Origin of the sequence: Streptomyces shenzhenensis, from assembly GCF_003688995.1 — a bacterium.
GTDB classification, from domain to species: domain Bacteria; phylum Actinomycetota; class Actinomycetes; order Streptomycetales; family Streptomycetaceae; genus Streptomyces; species Streptomyces shenzhenensis_A.
This window is the reverse complement of the sequence record NZ_PENI01000001.1, coordinates 40,362-61,823: the sequence shown is the minus strand read 5'-3', so window position 1 is coordinate 61,823 and position 21,462 is coordinate 40,362. Positions and strand designations below refer to the sequence as shown.

General features: G+C 72.7%; 13 protein-coding genes. 7 read left to right on the top strand and 6 right to left on the bottom strand.

What is annotated here, in order from left to right:
• Position 1 precedes the first annotated feature (1 nt).
• From CTZ28_RS00225 to fxsT, 4 genes are all read left to right on the top strand, one after another.
• Positions 2 to 3,190, top strand: a complete 3,189-nt coding sequence (locus tag CTZ28_RS00225; protein WP_121887118.1) for an SAV_2336 N-terminal domain-related protein — start codon at positions 2 to 4, stop codon at positions 3,188 to 3,190.
• Positions 3,191 to 3,281: 91 nt separating this feature from the next.
• Entirely contained in the window at positions 3,282 to 3,557 is a 276-nt protein-coding gene (locus CTZ28_RS00220) for a hypothetical protein (RefSeq protein ID WP_121887117.1), read from the top strand.
• Entirely contained in the window at positions 3,554 to 4,843 is a 1,290-nt protein-coding gene (locus CTZ28_RS00215) for an HEXXH motif domain-containing protein (RefSeq protein ID WP_121887116.1), read from the top strand. The genes CTZ28_RS00220 and CTZ28_RS00215 overlap by 4 nt, the downstream gene beginning before the upstream one ends.
• An 80-nt stretch (positions 4,844 to 4,923) precedes the next feature.
• Positions 4,924 to 7,926, top strand: coding sequence for an FxSxx-COOH system tetratricopeptide repeat protein (gene fxsT, locus CTZ28_RS00210; RefSeq protein ID WP_121887115.1), 3,003 nt, complete (start codon positions 4,924 to 4,926; stop codon positions 7,924 to 7,926).
• Between the two features lie 238 nt (positions 7,927 to 8,164).
• On the opposite strand, the gene CTZ28_RS00205 is transcribed toward fxsT, so the two are convergent.
• The 4 genes from CTZ28_RS00205 to CTZ28_RS00190 form a co-directional block, all read right to left on the bottom strand.
• Positions 8,165 to 11,986: a multifunctional oxoglutarate decarboxylase/oxoglutarate dehydrogenase thiamine pyrophosphate-binding subunit/dihydrolipoyllysine-residue succinyltransferase subunit gene (locus CTZ28_RS00205; RefSeq protein WP_121887592.1), complete on the bottom strand. Its 3,822-nt coding sequence runs from the start codon at positions 11,984 to 11,986 to the stop codon at positions 8,165 to 8,167.
• A 281-nt stretch (positions 11,987 to 12,267) separates the two neighbouring features.
• Positions 12,268 to 13,377: a sensor histidine kinase gene (locus tag CTZ28_RS00200; RefSeq protein WP_121887114.1), complete on the bottom strand. Its 1,110-nt coding sequence runs from the start codon at positions 13,375 to 13,377 to the stop codon at positions 12,268 to 12,270.
• Complete coding sequence (locus tag CTZ28_RS00195; protein ID WP_121887113.1) at positions 13,374 to 14,114, bottom strand: response regulator transcription factor; 741 nt, start codon at positions 14,112 to 14,114, stop codon at positions 13,374 to 13,376. Before CTZ28_RS00195 ends, CTZ28_RS00200 begins: the two co-directional genes overlap by 4 nt.
• A gap of 113 nt (positions 14,115 to 14,227) precedes the next feature.
• Positions 14,228 to 14,908 (bottom strand): spermidine synthase family protein, encoded by a 681-nt coding sequence (locus CTZ28_RS00190; RefSeq protein WP_121887112.1) that lies wholly within the window; start codon positions 14,906 to 14,908, stop codon positions 14,228 to 14,230.
• Between the two features lie 219 nt (positions 14,909 to 15,127).
• Here CTZ28_RS00190 and CTZ28_RS00185 point away from each other — a divergent pair, with 219 nt between their 5' ends.
• Together CTZ28_RS00185 and lon are read left to right on the top strand one after the other, a co-directional pair.
• Positions 15,128 to 15,937, top strand: coding sequence for a rhomboid-like protein (locus CTZ28_RS00185; RefSeq protein WP_121887111.1), 810 nt, complete (start codon positions 15,128 to 15,130; stop codon positions 15,935 to 15,937).
• 511 nt (positions 15,938 to 16,448) lie between these two features.
• Positions 16,449 to 18,890, top strand: a complete 2,442-nt coding sequence (gene lon / locus CTZ28_RS00180; protein WP_121887110.1) for an endopeptidase La — start codon at positions 16,449 to 16,451, stop codon at positions 18,888 to 18,890.
• Positions 18,891 to 18,959: 69 nt separating this feature from the next.
• On the opposite strand, the gene CTZ28_RS00175 is transcribed toward lon, so the two are convergent.
• A complete protein-coding gene (locus CTZ28_RS00175; RefSeq protein ID WP_121887109.1) occupies positions 18,960 to 19,790 on the bottom strand; it encodes a lysozyme in 831 nt (276 codons plus the stop codon).
• A 219-nt stretch (positions 19,791 to 20,009) separates the two neighbouring features.
• On the opposite strand from CTZ28_RS00175, the gene CTZ28_RS00170 reads away from it, so the two are divergent.
• Positions 20,010 to 20,501 carry a MarR family winged helix-turn-helix transcriptional regulator gene (locus CTZ28_RS00170; RefSeq protein ID WP_259471405.1) on the top strand — a complete coding sequence of 164 codons (492 nt, stop codon included), beginning with the start codon at positions 20,010 to 20,012 and terminating at the stop codon, positions 20,499 to 20,501.
• Positions 20,502 to 20,562: 61 nt separating this feature from the next.
• On the opposite strand, the gene CTZ28_RS00165 is transcribed toward CTZ28_RS00170, so the two are convergent.
• The gene (locus CTZ28_RS00165) at positions 20,563 to 21,354 is read right to left on the bottom strand and encodes a protein phosphatase 2C domain-containing protein (protein ID WP_121887108.1); all 792 of its coding nucleotides are present in this window, start codon (positions 21,352 to 21,354) and stop codon (positions 20,563 to 20,565) included.
• Positions 21,355 to 21,462 lie beyond the last annotated feature (108 nt).

Below are 21,462 nucleotides of genomic sequence, written 5' to 3'. Positions count from 1 at the left end.
GATGCGCGGCATGCGTCTGGACGAGCTGATCGGCAGGCTGCGCCGAGACGGGCTCGACCTCACCGCGGAGGACGTCGCCGACGCCGTCTGGCTGGCCCAGCGGCTCGGCGGGGTCCTGCCCCGTGACGCGCCCCCGGCCCCCGACCCCGCCCCGTTCACCCCGGCCCAGCATCCGCCCGGCCCCGGCCCGCAGCCCGCGACCCGGCCGGACGCCCCCGAGACTCCGGCGCGGCCCGCCCCGGACGTACCCTCCGCCCCCGTACCCCTGCACACCGCCGGCGCCGCCCCGCACGGCCACACCGATGCCACCCACTCCGTCTTCCCGGTCCGCGCCCCCGCCGCCGGCGCCCTGCCCGGACTGCTCGGCCTGGAGAAGGCGCTGCGCGCGCTCGGCCGCTACCGGTTCGCCACCGACACCCCACGGGACGAGGAGGTCGACGAGGAGGCCACCGCCGACCGCGCCGCCGCGAGCGGCGTACTGCTGCCCGTGACCCGGCCCGGCCGCCGCCACCGCTGCGACGTCCAACTGCTCATGGACACCGGCCCCGCCATGGCCGTGTGGGGACAGCTCGTCGAGGAACTGCGCCAGGCCTGCCAGCAGTCCGGCGCCTTCGCCTCCGTCCGCGTCCACCACCTGTACGGCGACGACTCCGGCACGCCCCTGGTCGGCACCACCGCGGGACCCGGCGCGCACACCCGGCTGCGCAGGGCCGACGAGCTGCACGACCCCACCGGCCGCCGCCTCACCCTCGTGATCAGCGACTGCGTGGGACCGCTGTGGCAGAACGGCACCGCGCAGCGGCTCCTGCACGCCTGGCCGCGCAGCGCGCCGCTGGCCGTCGTACAGCCGCTGCCGCCCCGCCTGTGGGGCCGCACCGCGTTCCCCGCCGAACCGGGCCGGCTGGTCCGCTCCGGCGGACTGGGCGCCCGGATCGGCTTCGTACCGGACGAGGAACCCTGGGACGGACCGGCCGCCGACGCCCGGCCGGTGCCCGTGCTCCAGCCGACGCCGGAGGCGTTCGCGGCCTGGGCCCGCCTCCTGTCCGGCACCGGCCCGACCAGCGAACCCGCCTGGGCCGCGCTGACCACCCCCGCCGCCCCAGCGGCGCCGGGCAGCGCCACCCCGCGCAGCGACGACGAGATCCTGCGCGCCTTCCGCGCCGCCGCCTCACCCGGCGCGCTGCGCCTCGCCGTCTACCTGGCGGCGGCCCCGCTCACCCTGCCCGTGATGCAGCTGGTCCAGCGCGCCATGCTCCCGGACACCGGCCCCATGGAACTCGCCGAAGTACTGCTCGGCGGCCTGCTCAGGCAACTGCCCGGCACCGAGGAACAGCCCTGCTTCGCCTATCCCGGCAGGCTCCAGGAGCTGCTGCTCGCCTCCCTCGACCAGGACACCGCCGGACTCGTACTCAAGCACTGCTCCGCCTATGTGGAACGGCACTTCGGCAAGGGCACCCGCAACTTCGCCGCGCTCGCCGCCGCCCGGCTCGCCGACCGCGACCCGGCCGCCGGCACCGCCCGCTTCACCGACGGCGGCGGGGCGCAGGATGCCGAGGGCAGCGTCGAGGCCGAACTGTTCGCCCGCATCCCGGCCCGCGTGCTGCGCTTCTACCTGCCCGACCTGGTGACCCCCGAGCCGCTGGCCGAGGCGGAACGGCTGCTGCGCCAGTGGCGGCAGCTGGCCGACCCGGAGACGCTGCGCCGCGCGCGGGAACAGGCCGAGGCCGCGGTGGGCCCGCCCGGTGGCCCGGCCGCGCAGGACCCCGCCGACGCCGTACGGGCCCGGCTGGTCCTCGGCAGGATCCTGCGGGCCGAGGCCGGTACGGCGGCGGTGCGCGCGGCCGGCGGGCGCGCCCGGCTGCTGCGGGACGCCGTCGACGACCTGGCCGCGGCGCACGCGGTGGCACCGGCGGACGGCACCGAGCGGGCGGAGGCGGCCCTCGAACTGGCCGCGTGCCGACGGGAGCTGTGGAAGCTGACGGGGGAGTCGGAGCAGCTGTCGGCGGCAGCGGCGGTGCTGGATCCGCGGCATGCGCCCTGGCCCGGTGTCGCGGCCGGCGCGCGGGCGTGGGCCGAGTCGGTGCGGCAGGGCGGGCCGCGGGAGCCGGACGGCCGGGCGCCCGCCTCCGTCACCGCCCACCGGGCCCGGCTGTTGCTGCGCGGGCGCCTGCTGCTGGATCTGGGCCGCCCCGGGGCCGCCGTACCGGACCTGCGCGAGGCGTGCGCGCTGCTGGAGACCGAACAGGCGGCCGTGGCGGTGCGCAGCCCGGCGCTGCTCGATCTGGCCCGGGCGCTCGGGGCCGCGGGAGCCGGGGACACCGAGACCCGTGCCGCCCTGCTGGCGGCCGAGCGGGCCGCGGGCGAGGACCCGGACCTGAGGCTGCCCTGCCTCGCCGCGCGGGCCGCGTTCCACGACGCGGCGGGCGAGGCACCCGAGGCGGACGAGGCGTACGAGACGGCCGTCATGCTGGCGCCGCCCTACAGCGACCGGCGCTGTGAACTCCTCACCGCCTGGGGCGAGTCGCTGCTGCGGCGCGCGTCGGCGCGGGACGGCGCGCAGGTCGTGGACCGGGCCGAGAACGTGCTGCGCGAGGCGCTGAAGTCGCTGCCCGCGCGGTCGGCCCAGCGCGGCCGGCTCCAGGGCCTGGTGGGCAGCGCGCTCGCCCAGCGGTTCCGCCATCTCGGTTTCCTGCCCGACCTGTTCGAGAGCCGGCATCTGCTGGGGCAGGCGGTACGGGCGGCGGCCGACGCCGCGGTACGGGCCGAGGCGTGGCTGCAGCTCGGCCGGGTCCGGCTCGAAGGCTGGTACCGGGCCGGGGCGCCGGTCCTGGTGGACGCCCTCCAGGCGTACGAGAACGCCGAGCGCGAGGCGCTGGCCGCGCACGGGGCCGACCCCGGCTCGGTGACCGCGGCGCGGGCGCGGCACGGCTCGGGCTCCGTGCTCGCCCTGATGGACCGGCCCCGCGCGGCCCGAACGGCGTACCGGGCGGCCCGGGACCAGTGGCAGCGGCTGGTGGGGGCGCTGCGGGAGGTCGACTGGGCGGACGTGGAACTGACGCGGCGGCTGGAAGAGGAAGAGGCGCGGTCCGGGGCCGGGCGCACGCCGGAGGAACGGTGGCACGCGGTGGCGCCGCCGTGGTGGCCATGGACGGCAGAATGGACGAACTTGACCGACCGCGACCGAAGTTGATCGGATTCGGGTTTCTGCCCCCGGCCTGTCGGGAAGAAGTGGGCAGCCAGTGCGGCTGTGCGGGGCGGGCGTAGGCAGGGAGGAGCCGAGGGTGGGGGAGCAGAGGAACGGGGCGATCGGTCCCGGCGACGAGGTCGCACCGACCGCGCTCCTGCCGGACCTCACCGACGTCGACCTGCGAACACTGCGCGCCATGGCCGATCCGGGGCTGAGCCTGGCGGTGGCGCGGGTGCTCCGCAGCCCGCACGAACTGACGGAGGCCTGGTACTCCGGCGGGGACGAACCCCCCTGGACCGAAGACGGCCCGGAGAGCATGTTTCCGGTCGCATCCGCCGAGCACGTCCCCGGCGAGGAGAACCGGGAATGACCCTGGCGCCCGTCTCGTCGGAGATCGCCAGGGTGCTCGCGAGCACCCGTCCCGTACCCACGGGCAACGCGGCACTGCGTGCCGGACTCCACGCGCGTCGACTGCTGTTCCTGAAGTCCCTCCTGGTACGGCTGGAACGGCTGGGCGGCGGACTCGACCCGGCGGCCCGGCGGCGGTTCGAACGCGACTGGGCCCTGCTGGAGAGCACGGAGCGGGCCGACCCGTCCGCGGTGCGTGACGTGCTCGACTACCCGATGACGGGCGCCTGGCTGGCCGAGGCGCTCGCCTCGCCCGACGGGCCCGCCCTGGAACGGCACCTGGCGCACTTCGGCGGGGTGGCCCTCGCCGCCGCGATCCGGGCCGGCCGCCCGGTCGTGGGCACGTGGACGCTGCCGACCGGGGTGCTGGCGCTGCCCGGCCTCGGCACGCTGCACCGCTCCTCCGGAGAGCTACGGCTGACGAGCCGTGCCGGGACCGTGCGGATGGCGGACCCGACGGGCCACCAGGGCCCGGCCCTGCTGCGCACCGCCGCCCGGCCCGAGGAGGGCACGACCCGTATCGGCGGCGGGCCCGGCTGGTCCGCCCTGCGCACACTCCCGGGCAGCGGTGTCGTCCTGGACGACCTTGACCCCTACCGGGTCCCGCCGCACGGGGTCGGCCCCGCCGCCCTGCCCGCGGCCGGGCGCCCGGAGTCCGGCTGGCGGCTGTGGGCACGGCGCTGGAACGAGGCGCATGCGCTGCTGGCGGCGGTCGATCCCGGCCGGATCGCGGAGATCGGGACGGTGCTGCGGGCCGTGGTCCCGCTGGCGCCCGGGCGACGGGTCGGCGGCGCTCCGCTCAGCGCCACCGCGCGGGCCGCACCGGGTGCCGTGCTGGCCCAGCTTCCCGGGGACGGCGGGGAACTCGCGGAATCCCTGGTGCACGAGACCCAGCACACCAAGCTGGCCGCACTCCACGACCTCGCGCCGCTGTGCGTACCCGGCGCCGGCACGCTGCACCGCGTCGGCTGGCGCCCCGATCCCCGCCCGGTCATGGGCGTGCTGCAGGGCGCCTACGCGCATCTCGCGCTGGTCGACCTCTGGTGGCGGGCCGGGGACGGTGCGTCCGTTCCCGCCGGCTGGCGGCGGCGGGCCGGGCTGCGGCTGGAAATCTACCGTGATCAGGTCGGAGAAGCCTTGTCCGCGCTCGGTGAATCCGATGAACTGACCATGGTGGGAAGGGAGTTCGTTCGGGGGATGGGCCGACACCACGCGAACCTCGGCAGAGCGGCCAGAAGCCTCCGATAACACTCCGTAGGCATAAGATTGCGTCACGCTATGCAGGTGGGCGCGCGGCAGCGCGGCAGACGCTGGAACAGGGAGCGACGATGGCGGTACAGCGGCGTTCGGGCGGAGACGGTACGCCGTCGCCCGAGCACTTCCTGGTGGTCTTTCCCGGCTATCACCGCTCTTGGGCGACATGGATCGCACAGTGCCTGGAGGGCCACGGCCACCGGGCCACCCTGCAGCGCTGGGACCCGCCGCGCGAGGTCCCGCTCGAGGACTCCCTCGCGGACCTGCTGCTGTCCAGCGGACGCATCCTGCTCGTCCTCAACGACTGGTTCTTCGAACTCGGGCCACGGCCCGCGGGGGAGTGGAACGACGTCCTGCGCGGGTTCGTCGCCGCGCACGCCGACCGCTTCGCCGCGGTCAACCTCACCAACCGGCCGCTGCTCCCGGCCACGGCCGTCCTCGAACCCGCGAGCCTGTGGGGGCTGAGCGCGGAGAGCGCCGAGGAACGGCTGCTCGGCCGCCTGGGCCTGGAGCGCAAACGGGTGCCGCGGGCCACGGCGACCCGGGTCCGCTACCCCGACACACGCTCCGAGATCTGGGGCGAGGTGCCACGCCGCAACCCGCGCTTCACCGGCCGCGACGACCTGCTGAACGGCATGCACCAGCGGCTGGCCGACGCCGAGCGCGGTGCCGCCGCCTGCACCCTGCTGGGCATGTCGGGCATCGGGAAGACCCAGCTCGCCGTCGAGTACGCGCACCGGTTCAGCACCGACTACGACGTCGTGTGGTGGGTCAACTCGGACGACCGCAACGTCCAGCGTGACCGTCTCGGTGAACTCGCCGTGGAGCTGAGCCTCCCCATCGGCGGCGAGCCGGGCGAACGCATCCGGGCCGTCCGCGACGCCCTGCGGCGCGGCGAACCGCACACCAACTGGCTGGTGATCTTCGACGGCTGGGACGACACCGACGGCATCAGCACCCTGCTCCCCCAGGGTCCCGGGCATGTCCTGATCACCTCCCGCAACCGGGGCTGGATGGAGCACACCGACATCCTGGAGATCCCCACCTTCCTCCGCGCCGAGTCGACCGGCTATCTGATGCGTCGTGCCACGCACATCACCGCGGCCGAGGCCGACGAGGTCGCCGCCGAGTTCGGCGATGTCCCGCTGCCCCTGGTCCAGGCCGCCTCCTGGCTCGGCGAGTCCGGCATGGAGGTGCCCGAGTACCTGCGCATGGTGCGGGAACGCCAGCTCTCGACGGTCGACGAACCCGCCACCGGCGAGGGTTTCCCGCAGTCGTCCATGACCTCCTGGTCGATACTGCTCAACCGGCTGCGCCGCTCCCAGCCGCAGGCCATCGACGTGCTCGGCCTGTGCACGTCGTTCGCGCCCGGCCGGATCCCGCTGGGCCTGATCCGCGCCTACCCCCAGGCGGACCTCCCGGAGGACCTGCGCTGGATGACCACCGACCTGGCCGCCTGGACCCGGGCCCTGGACACCCTCGTCAACTACTCGGTGCTGACCCGCGACACCCGGGGCCCGGCGGGCGTCGAGATGGGCCCGCACCAGGAGTCCGTGCATATGCACCGGCTCGTCCACGACATCGTCTCCAAGCTGGTCAGCGAGCAGGCCCGGACGGAACACCAGAGGGTCGTGCGCACCCTGCTTGCGGAGGCCGACCCCGGCAACCCCATGGACAGCCGGAACTGGCCGCGCTACGCCGAACTGCTGCCGCACCTGGAGCCCTCGGGCGCGCTCACCAGCACCCGGCCCCGGGTCCGGGAGACCGTCCTGAACTGCCTGCGCTACTGCTTCCGGTGCGGTGAGTACAAGAGCGGACTCGACCTGGCCCGGCGGATCCGGGACGCCTGGACGGCGACGTCGGACCCGCTGGAGCAGTCGATGCTCGACCTGACCACCCAGGAGAGCAACATCCTGCGGGCCAGCGGCAGTTTCCGCGCGGCGCACGAGCTGGACCGCGGCATCCTGGAGAAGCTGCAGGCCGCGCCGGTGCGCAACGAGCTGGCCGAGCTGACCACCAAGGGCACCATGTCGAGCAGCCTGTGGCAGCTGGGGCGTTACCAGGAGGCGTACCGGCTGCAGCAGGAGGTGCTCGAAGGCAACACCCAGCTCCTCGGGCCGGACCAGACACTCAGCCTGATCGCCCGGCACAACCTGGGTGTCATCCTGCGCCTGCTCGGCAGGTACGCGGAGGCGTACGAGCTGGACCTGGAGACCCAGTCCCGGCGGGAGAGCGTGTTGCGCGCCCGGCACGTCAACACCCTCAACTCGGGCAACGCCGTCACCCACGACCTGCGTCTGCTCGGCCGTTACCGGGACGCGCTGGCCCGCCAGGAGCCCGTGCTCCGGCTGCATGTGCAGGTGCTGGGGCCCCAGCATCCGCAGACGCTGGAGGCCCGGGCCCAGCTGATCATGTGCCGGCGCCGTGAGGGCGGGCAGGGACGGGACACCGGGCCCGCGATGGTCAGCCTGCTCGAACAGCTGGCCCAGGTGCACGGCCGGGGGCACTACCGCACGCTGTCGCTCATCACGAACTACGGCAACTACCTGCGGGAACACGGTGACCTCGGCCTGGCGCGCGAGCTGATCGACGAGGCCGAGGCCGGTTACCGCGCGCTGCTCGGACCCGCCCACCCCGTGACCACCGGGATGCTGTCCAACACCGGCCTGGTGATGCAGGCCGCGGGTGAACGTGCCGAGGCGTTGGCGATGTTCGAAGCCGCCCTCGCCGGGCTCACCGCCACCCTGACCGCCGACCATCCCTGGGTCCTGGGCTGTGCCCTCAACGCGGCGAGCGCACGGAACTTCAACGGCCGCATCGCCGACGCCGCGGAGCTGAGCCGGGACACCCTGCGCCGGTCCCGCCGGATGCTGGGCGACGAGCATCCGCTCACCCTCTCCTGCCAGGTGGCCCTCGCCGCCGACCTCCGGGCAGCCCGGGAGCAGGAGGAGGCCGGGAAACTGGAGGAGGACGGCCTGCTCGCACTGACACGCACCCTGGGCGCCCAGCACCCCCACACCATCTCAGCCCGCCAACGCACCCGCCCCTACTGGGACTTCGAGTCCTACCTAGGCTGAAGAAGCGCCCCGAGGGGGCGCGAGGAACGCCGCGAGCAACCACAACAGACCCGCACCCGCGCACGCTCCGAATCCACCCGGATGGGCAGGCGATGGGGGCGCGAGGAACGGCGCGAGCAACCACAGCCGACCCGCACCCGCCCACGCTCCGAACCCACCCCGACGAGCAGGCGAAGGGCCCGACACCGAGCAAGAACTCGGCGCCGGGCCCTTCCACATCAGCTGAACCGCCGGAGGCCTACGCCTCGAACACCTCACGCACCAACTGCTCCTGCTCCGCCTGGTGCCGCTTGGCCGAGCCGACCGCCGGGGACGAGCCGTGCGGGCGGGAGATGCGGCGCAGCCGCTCGCCGTGCGGGACGTCCGCGCCGACCGCCAGGTCCAGGTGGTCGATCAGGTTGAGGGCGATGAACGGCCAGGCACCCTGGTTCGCCGGCTCCTCCTGGGCCCACAGGTACTTCTCGGCGTTCGGGTACTTGGCGATCTCGGCCTGCAGCTCGGCACCCGGCAGCGGGTACAGCCGCTCGATGCGGATGATCGCCGTGTCGGTCACCCCGCGCTTCTTCCGCTCGGCGTCCAGGTCGTAGTAGACCTTGCCCGCGCAGAAGACGACCTTCTTCACGGCCGCCGCGTCGACCGAGTCGTCGCCGATGACCGGGCGGAACTGACCGCTCGTGAACTCGTCCGCCTTCGACGCCGCCGCCTTCAGCCGCAGCATCGACTTCGGGGTGAAGACGACCAGCGGCTTGTGGTGCGGGTTGTGCACCTGCCACCGCAGCAGGTGGAAGTAGTTCGACGGGAGGGTCGGCATGGCGACCGTCATGTTGTTCTGGGCGCACAGCTGCAGGAAGCGCTCAGGGCGGGCCGAGGAGTGGTCCGGGCCCTGGCCCTCGTAGCCGTGCGGGAGGAGCAGCACTACGCCACTCGTCTGACCCCACTTCTGCTCCGCCGACGAGATGAACTCGTCCACCACCGTCTGCGCGCCGTTGACGAAGTCGCCGAACTGGGCCTCCCACATCACCAGCGCGTCGGGCCGGGCCAGCGAGTAGCCGTACTCGAAGCCCATCGCCGCGTACTCGGAGAGCAGGGAGTTGTAGACGTTGAGGCGGGCCTGGTCCTCCGACAGATACAGCAGCGGGGTGTAGTCCTCGCCCGTCTCGCGGTCGATCAGGACCGCGTGGCGCTGGCCGAACGTGCCGCGCTGCGAGTCCTGGCCCGCCAGGCGGACCGGGGTGCCCTCGAGGAGCAGCGAGCCGACGGCGAGCGTCTCGCCCATGCCCCAGTCGATCGTGTCGTCCTCGACCATGGCCGCCCGGCGCTGGAGCTGCGGCAGCAGCCGCGGGTGGACGGTGACGCGGTCGGGGATGTTGACCTGGGACTCGGCGATGCGCTTCACGACCTCCGAGGAGACGGCCGTGGGGACCGCCACCGGGAAGCCGTCCTGCGGCTCCTGGACGGCCGCGGCGGCCGGCTGCGAGGTGGCCTCGCGGACCTCGGTGAAGACCTTCTCCAGCTGGCCCTGGTAGTCCTGCAGCGCCTGCTCGGCCTCTTCCAGGGTGATGTCGCCGCGACCGATCAGGGACTCGGTGTAGAGCTTGCGCACCGAGCGCTTCTTGTCGATCAGGTCGTACATCAGCGGCTGGGTGAAGGCCGGGTTGTCCGACTCGTTGTGACCGCGGCGGCGGTAGCAGATGAGGTCGATCACCACGTCCTTGTTGAACGCCTGACGGAACTCGAAGGCCAGGCGCGCGACGCGCACGACCGCCTCCGGGTCGTCGCCGTTCACGTGGAAGATCGGGGCCTCGATCATGCGGGCCACGTCCGTCGCGTACATCGACGAGCGCGAGGACTCGGGGGCCGCGGTGAAGCCGACCTGGTTGTTGATGACGATGTGGACCGTGCCGCCGGTGCGGTAGCCGCGCAGCTGCGACATGTTCAAGGTCTCGGCCACCACGCCCTGGCCCGCGAAGGCCGCGTCGCCGTGGATCGCCACCGGCAGCACGGTGAAGTCGGTGCCGCCCTTGTTGATGATGTCCTGCTTGGCGCGGGAGACGCCCTCCAGGATCGGGTCGACGGCCTCCAGGTGGGAGGGGTTGGCGACCAGCGAGACCTTGATCTGCTCGCCGTCCAGGCCGGTGAAGGTGCCGTCGGCGCCCAGGTGGTACTTGACGTCGCCGGAGCCGTGCATCGACTTCGGGTCGAGGTTGCCCTCGAACTCGCGGAAGATCTGCGCGTACGACTTGCCGACGATGTTGGCGAGGACGTTCAGGCGGCCGCGGTGGGCCATGCCGATGACGACCTCGTCGAGCCGGGACTCGGCGGCCGAGTCCAGCACCGCGTCGAGCAGCGGGATGACGGACTCGCCGCCCTCCAGGGAGAACCGCTTCTGCCCGACGTACTTCGTCTGCAGGAAGGTTTCGAAGGCCTCCGCGGCGTTCAGCCGGCGCAGGATCCGCAGCTGCTCCTCGCGCTCCGGCTTGGAGTGCGGGCGCTCCACCCGGTCCTGGATCCACTTGCGCTGCTTCGGGTCCTGGATGTGCATGAACTCGATGCCGGTGGTGCGGCAGTACGAGTCGCGCAGCACGCCGAGGATGTCGCGCAGCTTCATCATCGACTTGCCGGCGAAGCCGCCGACGGCGAACTCGCGCTCCAGGTCCCACAGCGTCAGGCCGTGCTCGACGATGTCGAGGTCGGGGTGCTTGCGCTGGCGGTACTCCAGCGGGTCGGTGTCGGCCATGACATGGCCGCGGACCCGGTAGGAGTGGATCAGCTCGAAGACGCGGGCGGCCTTGGTGACGTCGTCGTCGTGCGAGGCGTCGATGTCCTTGAGCCAGCGGACCGGCTCGTAGGGGATGCGCAGCGCCTCGAAGATCTCGTCGTAGAAGCCGTTCTCGCCGAGCAGCAGGTTGGCGACCTGGCGCAGGAACTCGCCGGAGGCGGCGCCCTGGATCACCCGGTGGTCGTAGGTCGACGTGAGCGTCATGACCTTTGAGACGCCGAGCTTGTTCAGGGTGTCCTGGCTGGTGCCCTGGAACTCCGCCGGGTAGTCCATCGAGCCGACGCCCATGATGACCGACTGGCCGGGCATCAGGCGCGGCACGGAGTGGACGGTGCCGAGGCCGCCCGGGTTGGTCAGCGAGACGGTGACGCCGGTGAAGTCGTCCATCGTCAGCTTGCCGTCGCGGGCGCGGCGGACGATGTCCTCGTAGGCCTGCCAGAACTCGAAGAAGTTCAGCGTCTCGGCCTTCTTGATCGCCGCGACGACGAGCTGGCGGTCGCCGTTGGGCTTGACCAGGTCGATGGCGAGGCCGAGGTTGACGTGCGCCGGCTTGACCAGGGTCGGCTTGCCGTCCTTCGTGCCGAACGACCAGTTCATCGACGGCATGGCCTTGATGGCCTGGACCATCGCGAAGCCGATGAGGTGCGTGAAGGAGATCTTCCCGCCCCGCGCCCGCTTCAGGTGGTTGTTGATGACGATGCGGTTGTCGAACAGCAGCTTCACCGGGACCGCGCGGACCGAGGTGGCGGTCGGCAGCTCCAGCGAGGCGTTCATGTTCTTGACGACCGCCGCGGAGGGGCCGCGCAGCGTCACGTACTCGGGGCCCTCCGGCGCCGCGGTGGCCGGGGCGGCCTGCGCGGCCGGCTTGGCCACCGGCGCGGCGGGCTTCGCCGGGGCCGGGGCGGCGGCGGGCTGGGGGGCGGCCGGGGCCGGGGCCGGGGTCGCGGGCTTCGGGGCGGCCGGCGCCGGCGCGGCGGCCGCGGGCGCGGCCGGGGCGACGGGCTTGGCCGGGGCAGCCGTGGTCTCTGCGGCCCCCGCGGCCGCAGTACCCGCCTGGGCCGGGGCGGCAGCCGCTCCCGGCTTGTAATCGGCGAAGAAGTCCCACCAGGCGCGGTCTACCGAATTCGGGTCCTGGAGGTACTGCTGATAGATCTCGTCGACGAGCCACTCATTGGCGCCGAACGCGGCGGTGGGGTTCTTCCCCGCCTGTTCGTCGGTCGTGGTGGCACCGCCCGACCGGAGGCCGGGGGAGCTCGGGTTACTCGGGGACTGTGACGACACGGCGGCAACCGCCCTCTTCCGCTTCACAAGGTGATGGACAGCGGGAATAAAGGCTACGCCTCCATGACCGGGAAGGTCAGGTCGGGCCGGTTCAACGTCACGTAAGTCACATCAGAGAGTGAGTTTCGAGCCTTGAAATGGCGGGAAACTAGCCTGGTTCAGCTGTGCTAGGGATACCTCGACCCGGGCCTCGGCGCGCTCATCGGCGCAGCCCCATGCCGATCCACGCACCCGTCGGCCGGGACGCTCGTGGATCTTGTGGCTCCGCTTCGAACTTTACGTCAACTTGGAAGAGAAGGCTCTCCCGGAAGAGTGATGAGAATCCGGCAGCCCCGCTCGGATTCGGCCACTCCGATCCCGCCGCCGTGGAGATCGACGGCCCAGCGGGCGATCGCGAGCCCGAGCCCCGTACCGCCGTCGCTGCCCGGACCGTGCGGGCGGCTGACGGCGCCCCGGTTGAACCGCTCGAAGACCGTGCGCCACTCCGACCGCGGAATGCCGGGGCCCTCGTCCAGGACCTCCAGCTCCAGCGAGTCGGGCTGCGCCCCGCGCCGCGCCTTCACGGTGACGCGGCCGTGCGGCGGACTGTGCTTGACCGCGTTGTCGATGAGGTTGGCGACGACCTGGTGGATGCGCTCCGGGTCGGCGAGCGCGGTCAGCTCCGGCGGGGAGACATCGAGGTGCAGATGGACGTCGGTGCGGGTGTGGCTGCCCGAGCCGGAGGCGATGGCGGCGCGCGCCGAGGCGACCATGTTGGCCTCCTTCAGCACGCCCGACAGATACGGCCACACCTCGAACCGCCGCTTGCGCAGCGGGACGACCCCGTGGTCCAGCCGGGACAGGTCGAGCAGCGTCTCCACCAGCCGGCCGAGCCGCTCCGTCTGCTTGAGCGCCGTGCGCATGGTCTCGGTGTCCGCCTCGGCGATGCCGTCCACGACGTTCTCCAGCACCGCCCTGAGGCCCGCGATGGGCGTGCGCAGCTCGTGCGAGACGTTCGCCACCAGCTCCTTGCGCTGACGGTCCTGGGTCTCCAGCTCGTCCGCCATGACGTTGATCGTCTGGGCCAGGTCGCCCAGCTCGTCCCGGCGGTTCTCGCGCACCCGGCGGGTGTAGTCGCCGTGCGAGATGGAGCGCGCCACCGTGTTCATCTCGTCCAGCGGCGAGGTGAGCGACAGCGCCACGAACTGCGTGATCAGCAGCGTGGCGATCATCGAGAAGACCGTGATGAAGCGCAGCTCCGTCTTCGTGTGCACCGCGATCATCGACAGACCTGTCGTGATCAGCACCGAGATGACGACCAGCGCGCCCAGCTTGGTCTTGATCGAGAACGGGCGTACGCCGCCCCAGGGTTCTCCGGGGCTCCTCCCTGCGGTCGGCCGCCCGTCGCTCATGGCGTCGGTGTCTCCAGCGCGTAGCCGACCCCGTGCACGGTGCGGATCCGCTCGGCGCCGATCTTCCGGCGCAGCGCCTTGATGTGGCTGTCGACGGTCCGGGTGCCGGAGGCGTCCGCCCAGTCCCACACCTCCGCGAGCAGCTGCTCGCGGGAGAGCACCGCGCGCGGCGTGTTCGCCAGGCAGACCAGCAGATCGAACTCGGTCGGCGTGAGGTGCACGTCCTCGCTGCGCACCCGGACCCGGCGCTGTGCGTGGTCGATCTCCAGCTCGCCGAGGCGCAGGATGCCCGAGCGCGGGGTCGCCGCGGCCAGCGCGGCCCGCTCCACCCGGCGCAGCAGCACATGCACCCGCGCGGCCAGCTCACGCATGGAGAACGGCTTGGTCATGTAGTCGTCGGCCCCGACCCCGAGCCCGACCAGCATGTCGGTCTCGTCGTCCCGCGCGGTGAGCATCAGCACCGGCACCGGGCGCTGGGCCTGCACCCGGCGGCAGACCTCCAGGCCGTCGAAGCCGGGCAGCATGATGTCGAGGATCAGCAGATCGGGCTGCCAGGCCTCGGCGGTGTCGACGGCGGCCGGACCGTCGCCCGCGGTCTGCACGAGGAAGCCCTCGGCGCGCAGGCGGACCGCGATGGCGTCGACGATCGTCTGGTCGTCCTCGACGACCAGGACCCGGCGCTGCGCGCCCGGGCTGGCCGCCGACGTGCCGTTGTGGGAGGTGTGTGTCTGCTCCATCGCCCGCCCCTGAAGTGTGCTTTCCGGAATCCGTGGGGTGATCCCATGACTGCGATAGACGCTTGAACGATCCGCGTCAGGGAAGCACATTACGGTGACAGACCGCGCCGTCGCTATCCAGGTCGTACGGCGAGGTGTACGACGTCCGGAACGCCCCGGGCAACAGGGATCTCTTCGGTACGCACCTGTTGGAACCCGGCATTCCCCAAGGATCCTTCAAATTCCGGAGAGGGCTGCGCCGACCATACGGCGAGCACCCCGCCGGGCCTCAATACCCTTGCGCAGTCGGCGAGTCCGGCCGGCGCGTAAAGGGCGCCGTTCTCCTCGGTGACCGTCCAGCCGGGCCCGTTGTCGATGTCCAGGCACAGCGCGTCGAACGTGGCGGACGTCTCATGCGCGTACGCCACCAGATCCGTCTCCACGATGCGGGTGCGCGGGTCGGCCAGGGCCGCCGCGGTCACCTGGGCGAGCGGGCCCGTGCGGTGCCAGTCGACGACCGCGGGCTCCCGTTCGACGACGGTGATCCGCCCCCAGCGGGGGTTCGCGGCGGCATGTGCGAGCGAGAACCCGACTCCCAGGCCGCCGATCAGCACCTCCGGCGCCGGGCGGTCGTCCAGGGCGCCGAGCGCCGCGTCGACCAGCAGCCGCTCCGAGCGCCCGTCCGAGGTGTCCATCAGGAAGCAGCCGTTGGCGATGATCTGCAGCAGCGGGCCGTGCCGGCGCAGCACCACCTCGCCGTACGGGCCCTCGCGGCGGTCCAGGACTTCGGGAGTGTCGGGAAAAGCGGCGGTCATGGCTCCATCCTGCCCGACGGCCGGGGCCGGTCCTGCGGCCCGTCCCGGTCACCGGAGCGACGGCGCACATCACCCGAACGAGCGCCGCGCCGCGGCCGTGGTCCCCGGCACAGCCGGTTCCTCAGAACATCCTGTGAATCCGGCGCCGCGTGGCGTCGGTCATAGACAGTGGCCCCTGTGGCGCGAAGGGTTGGGACCGAGCGGAAGGAGCGCCTCACGGTGGAACGGACCGCGGCGGCCGCGAGGACGGCCCCGCCCACGCCCCTTCCGGACGCCCCCGAACCGCCCGGGAACCGGACGGTCGACCTGCTGGACGGCATGCCGCGCCAGCGGGGCCCGGCGTCCTCGGGGCCACCGGCCGCCGTACCGGCCCCCGCCCGGACGCTGCCCGCCCCGCGCCCGTGGCGGCTGCTGCCCACCCCCACGGGTACGCCGTTCACCTTCGCCTACGCGGCCCTGCTCGCCGTGACCTCGCTGCTCGCCTCGTTCGCCGACCCGTCCCTCGTGCGCGCCCTCCAGCAGGGATCCAGCACCGACGTGGCCCATCTGGCGGGCGCTCCCGGGGCGGTGCTGGTGGCGAGCGCGCTGTGGATCGCGGGCGGGGCCGTCTCGCCGTACGTGCTCGGCTTCCTGCTGGTCCTCACCGCGCTGGAGCGGCGCGTCGGCGCCCTGCACGCGGCCGGTGTCTTCCTGCTCGGACATGTCCTGGCCACGGTGGCGACCGAGGTGCCCGTGGGGCTCGCGGTGCTGGCGGGGCAGCTGCCGGTCACGTCGCTGCACCGCCTCGACTACGGCATCAGCTTCGGCGTCGCCGCCGTCACCGGGGCCCTGGCCGGACTGGTCGCGCGCCGGCTGCGCTGGACCCTGCTGGCCCTGTTCGGCGCGATGGTCGCCGGGGATCTGATCGAGTTCGCGGACCCGATGACCGACTGGGGCCATCTCATCGCGCTGGCCGTCGGCATCGCGACCTGGCCCCTGGTACGCCGCCGGCACCGCTCCTCGACACCGGCCGTGGTCCGCACGGGCTGAGCCATCGGGTTCCTCCCGGATTCCCGGCAGCTCGGCCGGCCCGCCCAGGGGCTTCGCCAGATCACCCGGCACTGCTGCGCGCAGGGTGCGCAGCAGGCAGGGGAGCAGGTGGCGGGTGGAGGCGTCGGCCCGGTGCAGGTCCTCCCGGGCGTTCCAGCAGGCGGGCGGTGAGTTCGTCGGGCAAGGCGCCGCGCAGGGCGGTGAAGAACGGGGCGAACGGCAGTCCGTCGGCGTCGATCTCGACGCAGCCGCCGACCTTTCGGCCCGGCCCCGGGCGACCTGGCGACCGGGCGGGTGGCCGGCGCGGCGATCGGCTGCCACGGCATCGCCCTCGACGAGGTCATTCGGCCCATCGCCCGCCGTACCTCTGTTCCGGCGCGGATGCGCTCCGGCCCGGGCCCGCCGACGGGGTGACACTCTGATCGCTCAGAGCGAACGCGGGGTGGGGAACATTCGGGGGCTCATGTGCATTGAGTCGGCATAGCTCAACTTGACTGCCGAAGGGGAGATCATGGCTGCTGAGTCCGCGGCGTTCACAACGCTCACCCTGCCCGTGCTGCCGCTCGACGACGAGGTCGTGCTGCCCGGGATGGTGGTTCCGCTGGACCTCAACGACACCGACGTACGCGCCGCGGTGGAGGCCGCCCAGGCCGCCGCGCGGGCCGAACCCGGCAAGCCCAGGGTCCTGCTGGTGCCACGCATCGACGGGACGTACGCGAGCACCGGTGTGCTCGGCACCGTCGAGCAGGTGGGCCGGCTCGCCGACGGCGACCCCGGCGCGCTGATCCGCGGCCGGAGCCGGGTGCGGATCGGCGCCGGGACCACCGGGCCGGGCGCGGCGCTGTGGGTCGAGGGGACCCGGATCGACGAACAGGTGCCCGAGCCGCTGCCGGGCCATGTCGCCGACCTGGTCAAGGAGTACAAGGCCCTCGCCACCGCCTGGCTGCGCAAGCGCGGCGCCTGGCAGGTCGTCGACCGGGTGCAGGCCATCGAGGACGTCTCCGCGCTCGCGGACAACTCCGGCTACTCGCCGTTCCTGACCACCGAGCAGAAGATCGAACTGCTGGAGACCGGCGACCCGGTGGCCCGGCTCAGGCTGGCCACCCAGCAGCTGCGCGACCACCTCGCCGAGCAGGACGTGGCCGAGACCATCGCCAAGGACGTCCAGGAGGGCGTCGACAAGCAGCAGCGCGAGTTCCTGCTCCGCCGTCAGCTGGAGGCCGTCCGCAAGGAACTGCGCGAGCTGAACGGCGAGAACGGCGCAGACTCCGCCGAGGAGTCCGACGACTACCGCGCCCGGGTCGAGGCCGCCGACCTGCCCGAGAAGGTCCGCGAGGCCGCCCTCAAGGAGGTCGACAAGCTGGAGCGGTCCAGCGACCAGTCCCCGGAGGGCTCCTGGATCCGCACCTGGCTCGACACCGTCCTCGAACTGCCCTGGAACGAGCGGACCGATGACAAGGCCTCTGCCTACGACATCCAGGGCGCCAAGGCGATCCTGGACGCCGAGCACGCGGGCCTGGAGGACGTGAAGGAGCGCATCACCGAGTACCTGGCGGTGCGCAAGCGCCGCAGCGACCGGGGCCTGGGCGTGATCGGCGGCCGGCGCGGCGGTGCCGTGCTCGCACTCGTCGGACCGCCCGGAGTGGGCAAGACCAGCCTGGGCGAGTCCGTCGCGCACGCCATGGGCCGCAACTTCGTCCGCGTGGCCCTCGGCGGCGTCCGGGACGAGGCCGAGATCCGCGGCCACCGGCGCACCTACGTCGGCGCGCTGCCCGGCCGGATCGTCCGCGCGATCAAGGAGGCCGGGTCGATGAACCCGGTGGTCCTGCTGGACGAGATCGACAAGGTCGGCTCGGACTTCCGCGGCGACCCGGCGGCGGCCCTGCTCGAGGTCCTGGACCCGGCGCAGAACCACACCTTCCGCGATCACTACCTGGAGGTCGAACTCGACCTGAGCGACGTCGTCTTCCTGGCGACGGCGAACGTGCTCGAAGCCATCCCGGAGGCCCTGCTCGACCGCATGGAGCTGGTCCGTCTGGACGGCTACACCGAGGACGAGAAGGTCGTCATCGCCCGCGACCACCTGCTCCCGCGCCAGCTGGAGCGGGCGGGCCTGGACAAGGAGGAAGTCACCCTCGACGAGAGCGCCCTGCGCAAGCTGGCCGGCGAGTACACGCGCGAGGCGGGCGTGCGCACCCTGGAGCGGTCCATCGCCCGGCTGCTGCGCAAGGTCGCGGCCCAGCACGAACTGGGCCGGCGGAAGCTGCCGTTCACCATCACGGACGCCGATCTGCGCGAGCTGATCGGCCGGCCGCACCACGTGCCCGAGTCCGCCCAGGACCCGGCGGAGCGCCGCACGGCCGTGCCGGGCGTGGCCACCGGCCTCGCGGTCACCGGAGCGGGCGGCGACGTCCTGTTCGTGGAGGCGTCCCTCGCCGACCCGGAGACCGGCGCTGCCGGCCTGACCCTGACCGGGCAGCTGGGCGACGTGATGAAGGAGTCGGCGCAGATCGCGCTGAGCTTCCTGCGCAGCCACGGCGCCGAGCTGGAACTGCCGGTGGCCGACCTGAAGGACCGGGGCGTGCACATCCACTTCCCGGCGGGCGCGGTGCCGAAGGACGGCCCGAGCGCCGGCGTCACCATGACGACGGCCCTGGCCTCGCTGCTCTCCGGCCGGCTGGTGCGCACGGACGTGGCGATGACCGGCGAGGTCTCGCTCACCGGCCGGGTGCTGCCCATCGGCGGGGTGAAGCAGAAGCTGCTCGCCGCGCACCGGGCCGGGGTGACGACCGTCGTCATCCCGAAGCGCAACGAGCCCGACCTGGACGACGTCCCGGCGGAGGTGCTGGACAAGCTGGACGTGCACACCGTCACCGACGTCCGCCAGGTCCTGGAGCTGGCCCTCGCGCCGGCCGTGAACGGCGCGGAGCCCGAGGTTCCGGTGGCGGCGTGACGGACGCCTCCGGATGAAGGAGGGCCCGGGTCTCCTGCCGGAGACCCGGGCCTTCGGCTGCCCGGGAGATCAGCCGTTCGCGAGTGCCTGCACCCGGTCCAGCGCCCCGTTGAACCTGTCGTGGTCCCCGACCGTCGGCCCGGTCGAGGTGTACTGCCACATCGTGTAGGAGCCCCAGCCGGCCGGCAGGGTGCCCACGTCGGCGGCGTAGCGGGCGATCCACAGCGGGTTGGACGCGAAGCCGCCGTAGTTGCCGGTGCACTGGGTCCACCAGCTGGTGGCCGTGTAGATGACGGCGTCGCGGCCCGTGCGGGCCTTGTACGTGTTCAGGAAGTCGGCGATCCAGCTGACCATCGCGGCGGCCGTCTTGCCGTAGCAGGCGGCACCGTACGGGTTCCACTCGATGTCGAGGACGCCCGGGAGGGTCCTGCCGTCCCGGGACCAGCCGCCGCCGTGGTCGACGAAGTAGTTGGCCTGGGCGGCGCCGCTCGTGGTGTCCGGGGTCGCGAAGTGGTACGCGCCGCGGATCATGCCGACGTCGTAGGAGCCGTTGTACTGCTGGGTGAAATAGGGGTTCGTGTAGTACGTGCCCTCCGTCGCCTTCGCGTAGGCCCACTTGACCCCGCTGTTCCACAGGGTCGACCAGGCGACGTTGCCCTGGTAGCTGGCGACGTCGACGCCCTCGGTCTGGGTGACGTCAGCGGTGCGGGGCAAGCCGTGCCGGCCGTCGTGGGCCGGCACGCCCATGCCCATGAAGGCGGAGCCGCGGGCGGGTGTGGTGGCCGCCCGGGCGCTGGTGAGGGGAAGGGCGAGGGGAAGGGTGAGGGAGAGGGCCGCGAGCAGCGTCACGAACAGGGCCGTGCGCCTGCGGCGGGTGGTACCGGGTCTGTGCACGGGCATGGCGTGCCTCCGAGGAGTTGGTGGGGGGACCGCGGATGACCGACTGGCGTGGACATGCCAGCAATTGCCTGGCAGAGAAGCTACGCACGTAGACCGCACCGTGGGAAGGGGCCCCGGAGGCTGCCGTTGGTCTACGCCTGCGAAATACTTACGGAGCTGCGGCGATGGCCGCACACGGCAGAAACTTTCAGGACCGCGAAACCGATCAGGGGTGCTGACGTGCACGAGGACGCGAACGGCGACGGACGGCCGGTCGCCGCCCAGGTGTCGGCGAGTGGTGCAGACCAGGAATTCCTGGCCCTGGAACGCGAGTTGACGATGTTGCTGCGGCGCGCCCGGGCCAACCAGGGCGAGATGGCCCGCGAGGTCCACCCCGACCTGGAGCCCGCCGCGTACGGCCTGCTCGTCCTGCTGGAGGAGCACGGCCGGCAGCGCGCCACCGACCTCGCCGGCTACATCGGCGTCGGCAAGGCCACCATGTCCCGCCAGCTGCGCGCCCTGGAACAGCTCGGCCTGGTCGGCCGCGAGCCCGACCCGGCGGACGGCCGCGCCTGGCTGGTGAAGCTGACCGACGAGGGCCGCGGCCGGGTCACCCGGGTGCGCGAGGCCCGCCGCGCCCGCTACGTCCGGCAGCTCGCCCACTGGGACCGGCGCGAGGTCGCGGAACTGGCACGGCTGATCCACCAGTTGAACCGGGTCATGGAGAAATAGGAGAAGTAGCGGACGTGGCTCGGTCATGCGGAGTGGGGCCCGGCTCGCGCGCCGGTCGTGGTCACCGCAGCTCCGCGTAGACCACCGTCGCGTCGTCGTGCGTCTTGCCGCGCCCCAGATGCCTGCGTTCCTCGCGGTCGGCCGCCTCCAGGGCGCGTACGCGGTCGACCAGGGCCCGTGCGCCCTCCTTCCGCAGCAGAGTGAAGCAGTCCGTCCAGCCGCCCGCGTGGAACTTCTCCACCCAGCGTGTCGCCCCGTCGGTCAGCGCGGCCAGGGCGCGGACCTCGCCGCGGGGCACGCTCCCCGTCACCGCACGGGCGGCGACCGACGGGTCCGCGGCGGCCGTGAAGAAGCCGCCCTCCTTGTTGCGGACCGTCGCGTCCGCCACGGCGTCCGTGATCAGTGCGGCGCGGGGCAGCCGGGCCAGCCGGTCGTCCTGGACCGGGGTGACCGTGCCGGTAGGGGACTCCAGCAGCAGGGTGGAGTCGGACAGGACCAGGTACTCCAGCAGGTCGGCCGACCAGCGGGCCAGGACGACGGTCGCCTGAGGGGTGCGCGGGTGAGAAAGGTCACAGGTGGTCGCGTGTGCCTCGGCCGTGCGGAGAATCGCCCGGGAGAGAATCTCAGACAGCGTCAGATCTCGGACGGAAACGGTCAGTTCGGTCAGTGCGCCGCCGAGTCGCGCGGTGAACCACGGGACGGAATGCAGACAGCCCGTCCCGTCCTTCGGCGGGGTCACCCCGTCCAGGACGATCACACAACCACCCTGTCCGCAGGCCGGTAGTCCGACACCGGCGAAGTCCTCGTCGGGGCGGCCGGGGTCGCCGGGCTCGGAAACGACTTCAGTACGCATCCGGCCAGTCTGCACGAGCCCTTCACAAGTCTGCCAAAGATCGGCAGCGGTTGCCGAATTGGCCCAGCCCGCGCAGGTCGGGCGCCTGTTTTGGGAGGGAATGGCGCA

Excerpts from the sequence above, each read along its gene's own strand:
- CTZ28_RS00165 (WP_121887108.1), bottom strand. The coding sequence starts at position 21,354 with ATGCGTACTGAAGTCGTTTCCGAGCCCGGCGACCCCGGCCGCCCCGAC.
- CTZ28_RS00225 (WP_121887118.1), top strand. The coding sequence starts at position 2 with ATGCGCGGCATGCGTCTGGACGAGCTGATCGGCAGGCTGCGCCGAGAC.
- CTZ28_RS00195 (WP_121887113.1), bottom strand. The coding sequence starts at position 14,114 with ATGGAGCAGACACACACCTCCCACAACGGCACGTCGGCGGCCAGCCCG.
- lon (WP_121887110.1), top strand. The coding sequence starts at position 16,449 with ATGGCTGCTGAGTCCGCGGCGTTCACAACGCTCACCCTGCCCGTGCTG.
- CTZ28_RS00200 (WP_121887114.1), bottom strand. The coding sequence starts at position 13,377 with ATGAGCGACGGGCGGCCGACCGCAGGGAGGAGCCCCGGAGAACCCTGG.
- fxsT (WP_121887115.1), top strand. The coding sequence starts at position 4,924 with ATGGCGGTACAGCGGCGTTCGGGCGGAGACGGTACGCCGTCGCCCGAG.
- CTZ28_RS00190 (WP_121887112.1), bottom strand. The coding sequence starts at position 14,908 with ATGACCGCCGCTTTTCCCGACACTCCCGAAGTCCTGGACCGCCGCGAG.
- CTZ28_RS00215 (WP_121887116.1), top strand. The coding sequence starts at position 3,554 with ATGACCCTGGCGCCCGTCTCGTCGGAGATCGCCAGGGTGCTCGCGAGC.
- CTZ28_RS00175 (WP_121887109.1), bottom strand. The coding sequence starts at position 19,790 with ATGCCCGTGCACAGACCCGGTACCACCCGCCGCAGGCGCACGGCCCTG.